At 46.8% G+C, this 15344-nt stretch carries 14 protein-coding genes; 12 read left to right on the top strand and 2 right to left on the bottom strand.

Translation table 11 applies throughout. From position 1 onward, the window contains the following. Positions 1 to 12: 12 nt before the first annotated feature. From Q384_RS05990 to Q384_RS05980, 3 genes are all read left to right on the top strand, one after another. Positions 13 to 891, top strand: a complete 879-nt coding sequence (locus Q384_RS05990; protein WP_037586567.1) for a LysR family transcriptional regulator — start codon at positions 13 to 15, stop codon at positions 889 to 891. 247 nt (positions 892 to 1138) lie between these two features. Further along, positions 1139 to 1321, top strand: a complete 183-nt coding sequence (locus Q384_RS05985; RefSeq protein ID WP_037586566.1) for a type II toxin-antitoxin system HicA family toxin — start codon at positions 1139 to 1141, stop codon at positions 1319 to 1321. A gap of 73 nt (positions 1322 to 1394) precedes the next feature. Continuing rightward, on the top strand, positions 1395 to 1793 hold the full coding sequence (locus Q384_RS05980; RefSeq protein ID WP_342665981.1) for a type II toxin-antitoxin system HicB family antitoxin: 399 nt from the start codon (positions 1395 to 1397) through the stop codon (positions 1791 to 1793). Between the two features lie 328 nt (positions 1794 to 2121). Here Q384_RS05980 and miaB read toward each other — a convergent pair whose 3' ends face one another. Together miaB and Q384_RS05970 are read right to left on the bottom strand one after the other, a co-directional pair. Then, positions 2122 to 3450, bottom strand: coding sequence for a tRNA (N6-isopentenyl adenosine(37)-C2)-methylthiotransferase MiaB (miaB, locus tag Q384_RS05975; RefSeq protein ID WP_037586564.1), 1329 nt, complete (start codon positions 3448 to 3450; stop codon positions 2122 to 2124). Between the two features lie 90 nt (positions 3451 to 3540). After that, complete coding sequence (locus Q384_RS05970; RefSeq protein WP_156956472.1) at positions 3541 to 3942, bottom strand: hypothetical protein; 402 nt, start codon at positions 3940 to 3942, stop codon at positions 3541 to 3543. Positions 3943 to 4201: 259 nt separating this feature from the next. Here Q384_RS05970 and ppsA point away from each other — a divergent pair, with 259 nt between their 5' ends. The 9 genes from ppsA to Q384_RS05925 all read left to right on the top strand — a co-directional run bounded on the left by ppsA (position 4202) and on the right by Q384_RS05925 (position 14927). Next, positions 4202 to 6589, top strand: coding sequence for a phosphoenolpyruvate synthase (gene ppsA / locus Q384_RS05965; RefSeq protein ID WP_037586563.1), 2388 nt, complete (start codon positions 4202 to 4204; stop codon positions 6587 to 6589). Between the two features lie 195 nt (positions 6590 to 6784). Continuing rightward, positions 6785 to 7504: a hypothetical protein gene (locus Q384_RS05960; protein WP_037586562.1), complete on the top strand. Its 720-nt coding sequence runs from the start codon at positions 6785 to 6787 to the stop codon at positions 7502 to 7504. Positions 7505 to 7597: 93 nt separating this feature from the next. Then, positions 7598 to 8728: a beta-ketoacyl-ACP synthase III gene (locus Q384_RS05955; RefSeq protein ID WP_037586561.1), complete on the top strand. Its 1131-nt coding sequence runs from the start codon at positions 7598 to 7600 to the stop codon at positions 8726 to 8728. Next, a complete protein-coding gene (gene coaD, locus Q384_RS05950; RefSeq protein WP_037586560.1) occupies positions 8728 to 9243 on the top strand; it encodes a pantetheine-phosphate adenylyltransferase in 516 nt (171 codons plus the stop codon). Before Q384_RS05955 ends, coaD begins: the two co-directional genes overlap by 1 nt. Positions 9244 to 9525: 282 nt before the next feature. Then, a complete protein-coding gene (locus Q384_RS05945; RefSeq protein WP_037586559.1) occupies positions 9526 to 10131 on the top strand; it encodes a GNAT family N-acetyltransferase in 606 nt (201 codons plus the stop codon). Between the two features lie 264 nt (positions 10132 to 10395). After that, positions 10396 to 11139, top strand: a complete 744-nt coding sequence (lptB, locus tag Q384_RS05940; protein ID WP_037586558.1) for an LPS export ABC transporter ATP-binding protein — start codon at positions 10396 to 10398, stop codon at positions 11137 to 11139. A gap of 15 nt (positions 11140 to 11154) precedes the next feature. After that, entirely contained in the window at positions 11155 to 12504 is a 1350-nt protein-coding gene (gene rpoN / locus Q384_RS05935) for an RNA polymerase factor sigma-54 (protein WP_037586557.1), read from the top strand. Between the two features lie 108 nt (positions 12505 to 12612). Continuing rightward, positions 12613 to 12930 carry a ribosome hibernation-promoting factor, HPF/YfiA family gene (gene hpf, locus Q384_RS05930; protein WP_037586556.1) on the top strand — a complete coding sequence of 106 codons (318 nt, stop codon included), beginning with the start codon at positions 12613 to 12615 and terminating at the stop codon, positions 12928 to 12930. Between the two features lie 140 nt (positions 12931 to 13070). Further along, positions 13071 to 14927, top strand: coding sequence for a ribonuclease catalytic domain-containing protein (locus Q384_RS05925; RefSeq protein WP_037586555.1), 1857 nt, complete (start codon positions 13071 to 13073; stop codon positions 14925 to 14927). The last annotated feature ends 417 nt before the right edge of the window (positions 14928 to 15344 follow it).

The raw sequence follows: 15344 nt of genomic DNA, 5'->3' as shown, positions 1-15344 counted from the left end.
AGAGCGGCAAACATGGATTTAAATCAACTCAAAAGTTTCGTGGCAGTCGCACATCAAGGCAATTTGACCCACGCCGCAGAAACTTTGTGTTTGTCGCAGCCTGCCGTATCGGCTCAAATTAAAGCCATTGAAAAAAATCTGGACATTGTGTTGTTTGAGCGCAATGCACAAGGCATGACGCTCACCCGTAGCGGTGAAGCATTTCTACCCCATGCCGAGGCACTCTTACAACACATGCACCAGCTTGATCGCTTTGCTTCCAGCTTATCCGAACAATACGCCAATCAAATTGAATTGGGCTTGATTTACCCTTTGCCCGGACACAAAATTGCCGCGCTCACTCAAGATATTTTCAGACAGCATCCGCATGTCAAACTCAATTATCACCACGGTTTAAGCGGTCATCTCATCAATCAAATCCGCAAAAAGGAACTGCACGGCGGTTTTTTTCTAGGCAACAACCCCTATCGCAGCGTGCGCTGTATTTTCTTGGAATCCATTGATTATGTGTTGATTTGCGCCAATGAATTCAGTGCTGATTTGGAAAGCAATTTACCCAAAAGCCTGAATAATTATCCATGGATTGAGATGTCAGAGGCTTCAGGCAGCCGCCGGCAAGGCACAAAATTATGGCACGACTACCGCCTCAATCCGCCGCGCTCCGTGATTTGTGATCAGCAAGCCACCATTATTGACTTGGTTGCCGCACAAATCGGCATCGCCTTAGTGCCGCTACACGACGCTGAAGATGGCATTGCTCAAGGCAAAAACATTCATATATTGGATTTTCCCAAACAGCAAATCGAGCTGGGTTTTATCTATGCCAACGAATACGAACACGATCCGCTCGTGGGCATTTTAAAAGACAGCATCGAAAAAGTCTGGGCATAAATCAATCTGCCAATATCCATTCAAAGGCTGTTTCCCGTTATCTGTTTTCAATGACCAACAGCATTTACTTTTTACCCGTACCCTGCCAATAAGATAGCTATCATAGCCAATGACAACGGCTACACCAGGGTAAAAATAAATGTGTAAAAATACACAAATTATTTAGCAAAGTTTACAAGGTTTAATTGTTGTGTAAAAATACACACAAATAAAGCAGTAATATTCTCTGACTTTCAGGAGCAGCAATATGACCAGCGATGAAATCATCAAGCGGTTGAAAGCAGACGGTTGGTATTCGGTGGGTAAGCGTGGCAGTCATGAGCAGTTTAAACACGACAGCAAAACAAGACGCGTTACCGTACCGCACCCGAAAAAGGATTTGCCAATCGGCACAATCCACAGCATTTTTAAACAAGCTGGCTGGAAATAAAAAACAGCGAGGCGCAGCCTCGTTGTTTTAAACCTGAAAGTGAAGAGATGAAAAACATTCAAAAAGGAGTTTTATGATGTTAATCCCCTTGGTTATCCACCATGAAACAGGCACTGCCTACGGCGTAACCATACCTGATGTTCCGGGTGCATTTTCGGCGGGCGACACTTTGGAAGAAGCGGTTGCCAATGCCAAAGAAGCGATTGTGTTTCATGTTGAGGGGCTGTTGGAAGATGCCGAATTTCACGGCATTCAGCCTACCGCCATTGATGTGTTAAAACAAAATCCCGATTATGCCGACGCAATCTGGGCAGTCGCAGAAGTGGATTTGGATAAACTCAACACCCGGCAATTGCGTTTTAATGTCAGTTGGCCTGAATATCTGCTGGCACGGGTTGATGACTATGTCAGCGCACACCACGAAACCCGTTCGGGTTTTTTGGCAAAAGCAGCATTAAAAGCCATGCGGTAATGTATAGCTGAACTATTAAATTTTTCAAAACGACTAGCCAGAAAAATTACGGCTAATTATCTGAAATCTGCTGAATAGGCTATGTTTTCTTTTTTGAAAAAATAATAGTACAGCTATAGTAATCAAAACAGGCTGCCTGAATTTTCAGGCAGCCTGTTTTTATACAAAAAAGTTTAAATTCTGCTTGATTGTTTAAACATTTTTGTTTGATGTATACCTATATTCAACGATTTAGGAAGGATTGAGTGGTGAAGCAGAGCGAGTTCCTTAGGTGGTTGCTTACTCAAGGCGTTGAAGTAAAAGATGCCTCGCGTCATTTGAAACTTTATTACAACGGCAAGCAAACCAACTTGCCGCGCAGCGAAAACGTATAAGCCTCGGTGATTTCCAGTTCCGCCATTTGGTGAATCAGCTCGGGTTTTCCCGTGAAATTCACCACACGATTATTGGCAGTACGCGCTTGCAATTGGTCGGGATCTTTTTTGGAAATGCCTTCCACCAAACACCGCTGCACACTGCCCAGCATGGTTTGGTTGATGCGTGCGGTTTCGGCTTCAATCACTTCGTTTAAGGCTTCCAAGCGACGTACTTTTTCGGCATGAGGCGTATCATCGGGCAAATTGGCGGCAGGTGTGCCCGGGCGCGGACTGTAAATAAATACAAAACTCAAATCAAACGCAATGTCTTTAACCAGTTTTAAAGTCTGTTCAAATTCCTGCTCGGTTTCACCGGGGAAACCAACAATAAAATCAGAACTCAAGCACAAGTCAGGTCGGAATTTACGCAATTTGCGCACAATGGATTTGTATTCCAAAGCGGTATAGCCGCGTTTCATTGCTGCCAACACACGATCTGAACCGGATTGAATGGGTAAATGTAAATGCGATACCAGTTTGGGCAAATCGCGGTAACACTCAATAATGGCATCGGAAAACTCGCGCGGGTGGCTGGTGGTGAAGCGCAGCCGCTCAATGCCGGGAATTTCGTGAACAATGCGCAGCAGTGCGGCAAAATCACACACGCCGCCGTCCATATCGCCGCGATAAGCATTGACATTTTGCCCCAATAAATTAATTTCTTTGACACCTTGCTGTGCCAAATGGGCGATTTCGGTTAATACATCGTTGAGCGGACGTGAAAATTCTTCGCCGCGCGTATAAGGCACCACGCAAAAACTACAGTATTTGGAACAGCCTTCCATAATGGACACAAATGCCGCGCCGCCGTCCACCCGCGCCGGCGGCAAGTGATCGAATTTTTCAATTTCGGGAAACGAAATATCCACTTGCGACAAACCGGTGGTTTCTTTATCCGCAATCATTTGCGGCAATCGGTGCAAGGTTTGCGGACCAAACACCACATCAACATAAGGCGCACGTTTGATAATGGCTTCACCTTCCTGCGATGCCACACACCCGCCCACACCAATAATTAACTGCGGATTCTTATTTTTTAAATCTTTTACCCTGCCCAAATCGGAAAATACTTTTTCCTGCGCTTTCTCGCGCACCGAACACGTGTTAAATAAAATAATGTCGGCTTCTTCCGGGTTATCGGTTTGTTGCGTGTCATGCCCATTTGCCAGCACCGACAGCATTTTTTCGCTGTCATATTCATTCATTTGGCAGCCAAAGGTACGGATAAAAACTTTTTTCATGGATTTTTTGTTCACATTAAAACAACAACTAAAAACAGCAAATGCGCCATTTGGCAGAAAAATGGCGCAAGGTGCAGTAAAAACAGGAAATCAGCGCGGGGTGATTTGCTCTTGTTCTTTGGCTCGATCCTTCAAATCAGCACGCTCTTTGTCGGTGAGTATCCAAATCTCATTGATGCGGTTTTGGTTGTCGAAACGCACGGCAACGGTTTTGCCTGAGTATTTCACCAAACGGCCATAGGGTTCAAACAGGTTTTTTTCGTTGCGCACCCGAACGGCGGCATTGATGGGATAGGTTTGCCTGTCGCTGCCCAGCAAATTGAAACTCAAGGTTTGTATTGGACTCCAAGTTGCCTTGCGCAAAACAACCTCACGGCCGCGCGATGCTTCCAACACCGCCACACGCATATCTGCCGGAACCGTGCGCTGCGCCCAGATACTCGCAGACAAAAGCAAAAGTGCTGCCGAGAATATGATGCGTAAACCTTTCATTGTTTTAACCTTCATGAATTTCATCAATTATTTCTTTGTTCGTATTATAGCGTGAAACACACATAATCAATAAAAACAAATTCAGGCTGCCTGAAAGCCGAATAGCCAACAAAACGCTTATTATTTCCAACTTTCGGGGCTGCCTTTAAAACCGATTCAAACCACTTGTCGCAAAAGCAAAAAACAATGACAGTTCAGCCTCAAACCGATACAATGACAGCCTAAATTTTTACCACTTTTTGATACTTGGACAAAGAACATGGCTGGCAATAACGTCATTTGGTTTGAAAACCTCCGTATGACCGATGTGGAAAGCGTTGGCGGTAAAAACGCATCATTAGGTGAAATGATTTCTCAACTGACTGAAAAAGGCGTGCGTGTGCCGGGCGGATTCGCCACCACGGCAGATGCGTACCGTCAATTTCTGGCGCATGAAGGCTTGAGCGAACGCATCAGCCAAGCATTGGCGCAATTGGACGTGGACAACGTTACCGAACTTGCGCGTGTCGGCAAGGAAATTCGCCAATGGGTATTGGATACCCCGTTCCCGCCTGCATTGGAGGCCGATATTCAAACAGCTTGGGCGAAGATGGTGGCAGACGCGGGAACAGACCAAATTTCGGTTGCCGTGCGTTCTTCAGCAACGGCTGAAGACCTGCCCGATGCTTCATTTGCCGGCCAGCAGGAAACATTCTTAAATATTCAAGGCGTGGACAATGTTAAAGAAGCCATGCACCACGTATTCGCTTCGTTATACAACGACCGTGCCATTTCCTACCGCGTACACAAAGGCTTTGCCCACGATGTGGTGGCTTTGTCTGCGGGGGTGCAGCGCATGGTGCGTTCCGACAGCGGAACCGCCGGTGTTATGTTCACCATGGACACCGAATCCGGTTTTGACCAAGTGGTATTCATCACGGCGTCTTACGGCTTGGGTGAAACCGTGGTGCAAGGCGCGGTAAATCCCGATGAATTTTATGTACACAAACCCACATTGCGCGCCAACCGCCCCGCAATTTTGCGCAAAACCATGGGTTCAAAACTGATTAAAATGATTTTCACCGACGAGGCACAAGCGGGCAAATCCGTTAAAACCGTGGACGTTGATGAAAACGAGCGCAAACAATTTTCAATTACGCCCAAAGAAGTAACTGAGCTGGCAAAATACGCGCTGATTATTGAAGAACATTACGGCCGCCCGATGGACATCGAATGGGGTCGTGACGGCATGGACGGCAAGCTCTATATCTTGCAGGCACGTCCGGAAACCGTAAAATCGCAGGAAGACCGCAACAAAACCCTGCGCCGCTACCGCATTGAAAACAAATCTTCGGTATTGGTGGAAGGCCGCGCCATTGGGCAAAAAATCGGCCAAGGCAAAGTGCGCTTGATTCAAAACGCCGATGAAATGGACAGCGTTAAAGCCGGTGATGTGTTGGTAACCGACATGACCGATCCCGATTGGGAGCCGGTCATGAAACGTGCCACCGCCATTGTTACCAACCGTGGCGGTCGTACGTGCCACGCCGCCATTATCGCACGTGAACTGGGCATTCCCGCCGTGGTTGGCTGCGGCAATGCCACTGAAATTTTAAAAGACAGCCAAGAAGTTACCGTATCCTGCGCAGAAGGTGATACCGGTTTGGTGTACGACGGATTGCTGAAAGTTGATGTGGTGGATTTGGCTCTGGACAACATGCCAGCCGCACCCGCCAAAATCATGATGAATGTTGGCAACCCCGAACTGGCATTCAGCTTTGCCGGTTTGCCCAACGAAGGCATTGGTTTGGCTCGCATGGAATTCATTATCAACCGCCAAATCGGCATCCACCCCAAAGCCTTGCTGGAATTCGACCGCCAAGACACCGAGTTGAAAAATACCATTGCCGCCCGCATCGTTGGCTATGCTTCTCCCGTTGATTTCTATATTGATAAAATCACGGAAGGCGTTGCTACTTTGGCGGCAGCGGTATATCCGAAAAAAGTGATTGTGCGTATGTCGGATTTTAAATCCAATGAATACGCCAACCTCATCGGCGGTAATCTGTATGAACCGCACGAAGAAAATCCGATGCTGGGCTTCCGCGGTGCGGCGCGCTATGTATCCGAAGACTTCAAAGACTGTTTTGCACTGGAATGCCGCGCCCTCTCACGTGTCCGCGATGAAATGGGTTTAACCAACGTTGAAATCATGATTCCATTTGTGCGCACTTTGGCAGAAGCCGAAGGTGTGCTGAACGCGCTGAAAGAAAACGGCTTGGAGCGCGGCAAAAACGGCTTGCGCTTGATTATGATGTGTGAAGTGCCAACCAATGCGCTGCTGGCAGAGCAATTCCTGAAATATTTCGACGGCTTCTCTATCGGTTCAAACGACATGACCCAGCTCACTTTGGGCGTGGACCGCGACAGCGGCGGACCGATTGCCGCCACTTTCGATGAACGCGACCCCGCCGTTAAAGTCATGCTGCATTTGGCCATTCAAGCCTGCCGAAAACACAACAAATACATTGGCATCTGTGGTCAAGGTCCGTCCGATCACCCTGACTTTGCCAAATGGCTGGTGGAAGAAGGCATCGAAACCATTTCGCTCAATCCCGACACTGTCATTGAAACATGGCTGTATTTGGCGAAAGAGTTGAAGAAATAAAATATTCGGAGTGCAGAAATGAGCGGCACGGCAATTCGTTATGGTATCGGGTTTTTTGGTGTGCCAACGCGGTTTGCCGTGTTTGTTTATGTGGGAAAAACAATATTATGTTGCGTCTAACGTTAAAATATTGGCGTATTTGTCCGCATGGCAATGATATTGCGTACAGTGTTTAATGGCGTTTGGAGAAGCAAGATGAGAGTACAAAATTTAATGCGCGGCTTTATCGTCGCAATGGGTGCGGTGATTTTTTTGGCGGCTTGTTCAACTGCCGAGCTGGCAAGGTTGCATCCCAAAGGCACGTATATTGACGGCATGCCGCCGGGTGTTCAGCCGGTTCGTTTGGTAGCACAAGATAAGGACCAATACAATAATTACATGCCCGCTTTCGTGGCACTGTCGGTAACCGACAAATATCATAAAGAAATTCTGGCTTACCCCGTGCCAAGCCGTGCTTGGGTAAGATGTGAGAAAGAGGACAGCCGCTCAAGATCCTTTGGGTCAGGTTTTCTGAAACAAGATTTACAATTGGGCAAAACCTATAATGTTTATTGTGAATTGCTGCCAAAAGGGCGATATAAGATAGTTGCCATTGAAGCCAGTCCGAATAATGATGTCAATCAATTCAAGCCTTCCGATGAAAACCGCGTTAAATTGCTTACCAACGGACCTGACCCATTTAGGTTTTGGAAATGGCAAGGTGGGCAAGAAACGGCTATCCGCAATTGGGACGGAAAATTTGTTACCGAAGCGGAATTGATTGGTCCGCGCGAGGAAATCGTTGTTTTTTGTAAAAAAGAATGGCTTGGATTTCCGGTAAAAGGCAAATTTGAGGCGAACAAAACTTATCAAATCAGATGCACGGAAGAACCGTATGATGTTTACCCAGTGGTTGAAATTAAAGAATTGAATTAGCCATTTATCCATAAAAACCGCTGTTTAGTTCAGTGGTTTTTTATTTCAGCAAGCCATATTTTCAGGCTGCCTGAAAAACCAAGGAGCAAACCCATGCCAGATCGCCATGTTGTCCTCAGTGCCACCGGTTTATACACCCCGCCTTTTTCCATCAGCAACGATGAACTGGTTGATTCATTCAATCAATATGTCCGCCGATACAATGCCGAGAACGCCGAAAGCATTGCTTCAGGTAGCCTGAAAGCCTTATCGGAATCGTCTGCCGATTTCATTGACAAAGCATCGGGCATTCACAGCCGTTTTGTACTGGAAAAAGACGGCATTTTGAACCCCGATATAATGCGCCCGCAATTTGTGAAACGCTCTGATGATGAACTGTCTTTACACGCGGAAATCGGCATCGCCGCTGCCAATCAAGCCTTGGCGAAAGCTGGTTTGCACGGCAGTGATATTGACATGGTATTGGTTGCCAATTCCAATATGCAGCGTCCGTATCCGTCAATTTCAGTGGAAATTCAAGCCGCTTTGGGTGCAGGCGGTTTTGCTTTTGACATGAGCGTGGCTTGTTCTTCTGCCACCTTTGGCTTGCAAACCGCCGCCGATGCGATAAAAAGCGGCTCTGCCACCCGTGTGTTGATTGTTAATGCAGAAATGTGTTCGGCGCAGCTCAATTACCGCGAGCGCGACAGTCATTTTATTTTCGGCGATGCCGCTACTGCCATTGTGCTTGAACGCAATGATTTGGCAGCGGCAGGGCTGGGATTTAACGTCCTCAGCACCCAATTATGGACTCAATTTTCCAATAATATTCGCAGTAATTTTGGTTTTTTAAATCGCTGTGAAATCGGCAACGACCCGCTCTCAGCTGACAAATTGTTTATTCAGCAAGGGCGAAAAGTGTTTAAAGAAGTTTGCCCTGCCGTGAGTGAACACATCACGCATCATTTGAGTGCGCAAAACATCAGCCCGCAAAACATCAAACGCTTTTGGCTGCACCAAGCCAACAGAGCCATGAATGAACTCATCAGCCGCCGCGTATTGGGGCGTGATGCCACCGAAGAAGAAGCACCGCTTATTTTAGACCGCTACGCCAACACCAGCTCCGCCGGTTCAATCATCGCTCTGCACTTGCATCAAGCCGATTTGCAAAACGGCGACTTGGGCGTATTGTGCAGTTTCGGAGCCGGTTATTCCATCGGTTCGGCTATTCTGGAAAAACGCTGATGAGTGATCGCCCAATCCGCCGCGCCGTGTATGCAGGCAGCTTTGATCCGCCCACCAACGGTCATTTGTGGATGATTCGCGAAGCACAAGCCTTATTTGACGAGTTGATTGTTGCCATTGGGGTAAATCCCGACAAAAAAGCCACCTACAGCGTAACCGAACGCGAAACCATGTTGCGCACGATTACCGCCGAATTTCCCAATGTCCGCATCGGCACATTTACAAACCAATTTTTAGTAAACTACGCGAAAAGTTTGGGCGCGGCATACGTGGTGCGCGGCATACGCACCGCTTCCGACTACGAATATGAACGCGCCATGCGCTACATTAACCACGATTTGCAGCCAAATATTTCAACGGTTTTGCTGATGCCGCCGCGCGAATTTGCAGAAGTATCGTCCACCATGGTCAAAGGCATGGTGGGACCGGATAACTGGCAAACCATTATCCGCCGCTATGTTCCTGATGCGGTGTACCAAAAACTCATTCAAGACCACCAACAAAAAAAAATGTAACCGCCCTTGTTTCAGGCAGCCGCTTGGTGCTGCACCGCCCCATACCGCAAACATCGACATCATTCGCTTAATTTGTGTGTTTCACTTTGTGTATTGATTCCATTCACCTACTTTTCTTTCCGATCTTTCATTGTTACAGTTTAAAAGCCACCTCTGCCGAGGTTCACGACCTGGACATGGTGGCATAGTTTCTCTACGGAGAGGAAAACTTTGCCACTCATACGGTAGTAATCTAGAGCGCGTAATAGCTTCAAAGTTTCATCAACCAAGAAAGGGGTCAATATGATTGATTTTAATACCGATATTGTTTTAGAGGCTTTTGGGGTTGTACTTAGATCCTGGGCGAAGCAGGATGCTGAACAGGTTATCAACTCAGTAACAGACCCTCTTATTTGGAAATATACAACAGAAGCCCTCTCAAACAAGGACGAGGTTTGTAACTACGTCGCGCGAGCCGTTTCTGACCGAGAGGCTGGTAAACGCTATTCTTTCGCAATCTGCTTAAAAGGCAGTGGAACTATTATTGGCAGTTCTAGCTTTGGGAATATATCTACAAAGGATCGACGGATTGAGATTGGGTGGACTTGGTTAGCCCAAGAATATCACGGAAAAGGTCTTAATAACATCGTTAAGTATCTTATGTTGAAATACGGCTTTGAAGTGCTTGACGCACATCGTATAGAATTCAAGACTGATAATGCGAACCTCCAATCCTGCGGAGCACTTGAAAAGATTGGCGCGAAACGAGATGGTATACTGCGTTCACATACCTTAATGCATGATGGGCGCTATCGCGATACGGTTTACTACTCAATACTAGACAGAGAATGGGCTGAAGTGAGCTCAGGGCTTGTTCATCTCATAACAGAAAGAAAACGTAAGTACTGAGTTCGTTACTTTCTGATTAATTCTGAATGTATATTCCCTGCTCTAAGCAGCCTCTTCGTATTGTGCCGCCCGCGCAAACAGGCATCGGTGGTATCTGATTGCCTGCGTCTTACATATAGCCATATCTGTCCCATTCACCGGCTTTTCTCTCCAATCTTTCATTTCATTAGCCGCACCCATATGTTTTGATTATTCTTTGCTTGAATAATTTGATATTATGACAATCTTATAAAATTACTTTGATTGCAAAAACATCATAACCAGATGACTAACAACACCGTTTCCAACAGCCGCCTGTGTGTCCGCGGTTTACAAAAAAGTTTTAAAAACCGCCAAGTGGTGAAAGATGTGTCTTTGGACTTGGCGGGCGGCGAAGTGGTGGGCTTGTTAGGTCCTAACGGCGCGGGTAAAACCACCAGCTTTTATATGATTGTCGGCTTAATTGCCGCCGATGCCGGCAGTATTTTGCTCGACGGTGCGGAAATTCGTCATCTGCCGATACACAAGCGGGCTAAATTGGGCTTGGGCTATTTGCCGCAGGAAGCCTCGATTTTCCGAAAAATGACCGTGGCGCAAAACATTGCCTCTATTTTGGAAATCAATAATAAAAAACAACAAGATATTGAAAAAAAACTCAATGATTTACTGGCGGATTTGCACATTGAACATCTGCGCAACAACGCAGCACTCTCTCTTTCCGGCGGGGAACGCCGCCGCGTGGAAATTGCCCGTGTATTGGCGATGCAGCCGCGTTTTATCTTACTGGACGAACCCTTTGCCGGCGTTGATCCCATTGCCGTAATTGATATTCAAAACATCATTGCGTTTTTAAAACAGCGCGGTATCGGTGTGTTAATCACCGATCACAACGTGCGCGAAACCTTAAGAATTTGCGATCATGCTTACATCATTAATCAAGGCAGTGTACTGGCTTTCGGGCAGCCGGCAGAGTTGGTGCAAAACGCCCAAGTCCGCGCCGTATATTTGGGTGAGCATTTTGAATATTAATTCAATAAGAAACACATGACTTCCGCCAAACTTGACATCAAACTCAAGCAAACACAAAAGCTCAGCCAACATTTACGCCAGTCTTTGAACGTGTTGCAAATGTCCAATCAGGAATTGGAAGAAGCTGTGGAGAAATGGTTGACAGACAATCCTTTTTTGGAGAAAACCGAACCACAAGCCGACGATTTGCCGCAAGTGCAATACACCCAACCCAGCGAATACAAAATGTTAAGCGGCGATGATGCCGAAAGCGTGTGGGAGAATATGGCGGCAAACGCCGGTTTATCCGCCATGCTTCATGAACAGGTGTGCGAACACCGATTGGACGACACCACTGCCGCACATATTCATGTTCTCATCGACAGCCTTGATGAACATGGTTATTTGGCAGACAGCCTTGCCGATATTGCCGACAATACCCCGCTGGAATGGCATCTGTCTGAAGCGCAGCTCAGTCATGCTTTGCACGCCCTGCAGCAATTCGATCCGCCGGGTGTCGGTGCGCGTGATTTAACCGAATCGTTATTATTACAGCTGGCAAGGCAGGAAAACACACCAACCCACGCCCTTGCGGAAATTTTAGTACGCCATCATTTGGGAAAATGGCAAAACGGTGTTCAGCAAAAACAATTGCAGCGTGCGCTGCCGCAATACACCAATGAACAAATTCAGGCAGCCATTCGTTTGATTGCCTCGCTTAACCCATATCCTTCTTCGGGCTTAGGCGATGACGAACCCACACATTACATTCGCCCCGACGTGGTGGTGCGCCCAGACAAACACGGCATCTGGCAAGCAGAAGTTTTATTTGCCGAACGTCCGCACATCCGCCTTCATTCGGAATACAGCGAATGGCTGGCTGACGCTTCCGTTGATAAAGCCCTGAGAACCAAATTTCAAGAAGCACAAGCACACATCGACAGCATTGCCATGCGTGAAAACACCTTAATGCGTTTGTCCAAATGGATTGTTACCAAACAGCAAGATTTTTTTAGTTTTGGGGCAATGGGCTTATCGCCTTTACTGCTCAAAGATGCTGCCCGTGATCTGGAGTTGGCGGAATCCACCATTTCCCGTGCAGTGAATCAAAAATATTTGGCGTGTTCACAAGGTATTTTTGCGCTGCGTTATTTTTTCAGCAACGCAGTTTCTGCCGATGAAAACGATGAAGGCAGCAGCCAAACCGCCGTAAAAGCCTTGCTGGAAAATCTGATTCGAAATGAAAATCCGAAAAAACCCTTTTCAGACACAGCTTTGATGCAACAATTGGAAAAACAAGGCATTAACATCGCACGGCGCACGGTTGCAAAATACCGCGAAGCCATGGGCATTCCGCCCGTCCACGTGCGTAAAAAAAGCAATTAAATTCGGCTTATCAGACGTGATACAATTTACGAAAATAAATTCACAGGCTGCCTGAAATTTTCAGACGGCTTTTTCGCGGCAATCATGCCGATTATCAAGGAGTCAATCATGAATCTAACCTTCACCGGACTGAACATCGACGTTACCGATGCACTCAAAGAATATGTATCCGGTAAATTAGAGCGTGTAACCCGTCACATTGATAATGTGATTTCTGTTGCCATCACATTGTCTGTGGAAAAATTAGAGAAAAAAGCCGAAGTGAATTTGCACGTTGCCGGCAAAGATTTGCACGTAGAGGCACACAATGCCGACATGTATGCCGCCATTGACGCGCTCATGGATAAATTAGACCGCGCCGTCATCAAATACAAAGAAAAAAACAACCAACACCGCAGCACGGTTAGCCCCGTAGCAGAAGAATAAGCGATACAGTCTTACTTATTCATTTATTTGCCGCCCGTTGTCTTGTTCACAATGGGCGGATTTGATTTATTTACCGAAACCCTTACCGATACCGCACTCTCCCCCGTTCAGGCTGCCTGAAACCGACACAAGAAACCCCCATGAACAAACACATTTTTTACGAAGAATCCGGTCAATTCAAAGTTGCCGTTGTGGTACAGCAAACCGATGCCACTTATCTGGTGGACACGCAGCACGGCAAACGCGCCAAAGTCAAAACCAATCATGTTTTTTTAACGTTTAACGAAGAACTCAATACCTTTTTAGAAACCGCGCAGCAAGAAGCCGCCGCCATTGACATTGATTTATTATGGGAAGTGTGCGGCGAAGACGAATTTTCGGGCGAGGACGCGGCGCGGGAATATTTCGGCGGCAACCCAAAAACCGTTGAACAAGCGGCAACCTTCATTGCGCTCTATGCCGCACCCATGTACTTCTACAAAAAAAACAAAGGCATATTCAAAGCCGCACCCGCAGATATACTGAAACAAGCCTTGGCGGCAGCTGAACGCAAACGCTGCCAAGAAGCGCAAATTGACGCATGGGCAGCCGAATTAAGCCAAGGCAGGCTGCCTGAAGCCATTGCCGCCGATGCCGCCCGTATTCTGCACACACCCGACAAACAAAGCCTCACCTTCAAAGCCGTGAGTAAAGCGGCAGCACAGCAAAAAACATCGGTGTTTACACTCATGCAAGCCGCGGGTGCTATTCCCTCTTTGCCGCAGTATTTTCTTGATGGCTTTTTATTGAAAAATTTCCCGAAAGGAATTGCTTTCGGCGATTGCCCGCCGCCGATACCGCCCGCATTGCCACAAGCAGACTCAGCAGTACGTGCTTTTTCCATTGATGACACCGACACCACCGAAATCGACGATGCACTCAGTTTGCAGCATTTACCCAATGGCAACCACATTATCGGCATTCACATCGCCGCACCGTCTTTGGCAATCGCCGCCAACAGCACAGCGGAATCATGGGTGTTTACCCGTCAAAGCACCGTTTACTACCCGGGCGGCAAAATCACCATGCTGCCGCCGCAATGGATTGCCGCTTTCAGTTTGGACGCAGGCGCACACCGCCCAGCCGTGAGCCTGTATGCCGAAGTGGATGTAGCTTATCAAATCATCTCCCTGCGCCACGCCGTTGAAACCGTTTACATCAGCGAAAATCTGCGCATACAAGCCATAGAAACCACATTTCAGCCGCAGCAAGCACGTGAAAACACCGAAGCATTCGTCCACCAACACGAAATGAATTGGCTGTATGATTTTGCCATTGCCCAACAAAAAGCGCGCGGCAAATATGACCCTGAACGCATACCGCAATTTGATTACAGCATTGATTTGGGCGACAACGACGAAGTGCACATCAGTGTGCGTGAACGCGGTTCACCCATTGATACATTGGTAAGCGAAATGATGATTTTGGCAAACAGCACTTGGGCAAAAATGCTTGCCGATGCCGAACTGCCCACATTGTTTCGCGTGCAGCCTGCCGGCAAAGTGCGCATGAGTACCCAATCTGAGCCGCACATCGGCTTGGGTTTACAGCATTACGCTTGGTTCACCTCGCCCCTGCGCCGTGCCGCCGATTACATCAACCAAAAACAATTATTAAGCATTATTGACCCCAACAATGCGCCGCGCTTCGCCCCGAAAGATGAAATGCTGTTTGCTGCCTTGCGCGATTTTGAATCTGCTTACACCCAATATGCTGATTTTCAAAAACAAATGGAAAGCTATTGGAGTTTGGTGTATATCCGCCAACAAAATCTGCATGAACTGACCGCTGTATTGCTACGCGACGATTTGGTGCGCATTGAGGGAATTCCCTTGGTTGCCCGCGTCAACGGCATTCCCATTGATGCACAGCCCAAAAGCCGCCTCAAGCTGGCAGTCACCGGTATTGATTTACCGCAAATCAGTATTGGCTTGAATTATGTGAATGTGCTGGTTTAGTAAACAACTACTGATAACCAACTGAATAAAAAATCCGAATTTCAATAACAAGGAATTCGGATTTTTTATTTTTCAGGCAGCCAAATAAGCACAATTTTTTCGCTTTAGTTGTAAGAACCTATGTTCAATAATGTTTAAGAACCAATATTCAAAAAATTCTTAATAAAATCATATGGTTTGTAATTGGTAGATAAACCAAGATAGTAGGTAATCCTTTATGTACCCGAGTGATTTGATAAATAGCCAATGGGCGATGATTGAATCGTTTTTTGACATCATATGATTTTATTAAGAATTTTTTTGAACATAGGTTCTAAGAATTTCCCAGCGTTGTTTACAGTATTTATAGGAAAATACTGTAATGAATATTCATAAAAGAACCCGTTTACTGCCCTATCAGCGTCAAGAAATTTGGCG

The sequence above is a fragment of the Stenoxybacter acetivorans DSM 19021 genome (assembly GCF_000745895.1).
Lineage (GTDB): Bacteria > Pseudomonadota > Gammaproteobacteria > Burkholderiales > Neisseriaceae > Stenoxybacter > Stenoxybacter acetivorans.
Note: the sequence above shows the minus strand (reverse complement) of the source record. Positions and strands in the feature narration are given on the sequence as shown.

What these genes read in the sequence shown, in the direction of transcription:
- rpoN (WP_037586557.1), top strand. Translation starts at nt 11,155, where the DNA reads ATGACTTCCGCCAAACTTGACATCAAACTCAAGCAAACACAAAAGCTC.
- Q384_RS05985 (WP_037586566.1), top strand. Translation starts at nt 1,139, where the DNA reads ATGACCAGCGATGAAATCATCAAGCGGTTGAAAGCAGACGGTTGGTAT.
- coaD (WP_037586560.1), top strand. Translation starts at nt 8,728, where the DNA reads ATGAGTGATCGCCCAATCCGCCGCGCCGTGTATGCAGGCAGCTTTGAT.
- Q384_RS05960 (WP_037586562.1), top strand. Translation starts at nt 6,785, where the DNA reads ATGAGAGTACAAAATTTAATGCGCGGCTTTATCGTCGCAATGGGTGCG.
- ppsA (WP_037586563.1), top strand. Translation starts at nt 4,202, where the DNA reads ATGGCTGGCAATAACGTCATTTGGTTTGAAAACCTCCGTATGACCGAT.
- lptB (WP_037586558.1), top strand. Translation starts at nt 10,396, where the DNA reads ATGACTAACAACACCGTTTCCAACAGCCGCCTGTGTGTCCGCGGTTTA.
- Q384_RS05925 (WP_037586555.1), top strand. Translation starts at nt 13,071, where the DNA reads ATGAACAAACACATTTTTTACGAAGAATCCGGTCAATTCAAAGTTGCC.
- hpf (WP_037586556.1), top strand. Translation starts at nt 12,613, where the DNA reads ATGAATCTAACCTTCACCGGACTGAACATCGACGTTACCGATGCACTC.
- miaB (WP_037586564.1), bottom strand. Translation starts at nt 3,450, where the DNA reads ATGAAAAAAGTTTTTATCCGTACCTTTGGCTGCCAAATGAATGAATAT.
- Q384_RS05980 (WP_342665981.1), top strand. Translation starts at nt 1,395, where the DNA reads ATGATGTTAATCCCCTTGGTTATCCACCATGAAACAGGCACTGCCTAC.
- Q384_RS05990 (WP_037586567.1), top strand. Translation starts at nt 13, where the DNA reads ATGGATTTAAATCAACTCAAAAGTTTCGTGGCAGTCGCACATCAAGGC.
- Q384_RS05945 (WP_037586559.1), top strand. Translation starts at nt 9,526, where the DNA reads ATGATTGATTTTAATACCGATATTGTTTTAGAGGCTTTTGGGGTTGTA.
- Q384_RS05970 (WP_156956472.1), bottom strand. Translation starts at nt 3,942, where the DNA reads ATGAAAGGTTTACGCATCATATTCTCGGCAGCACTTTTGCTTTTGTCT.
- Q384_RS05955 (WP_037586561.1), top strand. Translation starts at nt 7,598, where the DNA reads ATGCCAGATCGCCATGTTGTCCTCAGTGCCACCGGTTTATACACCCCG.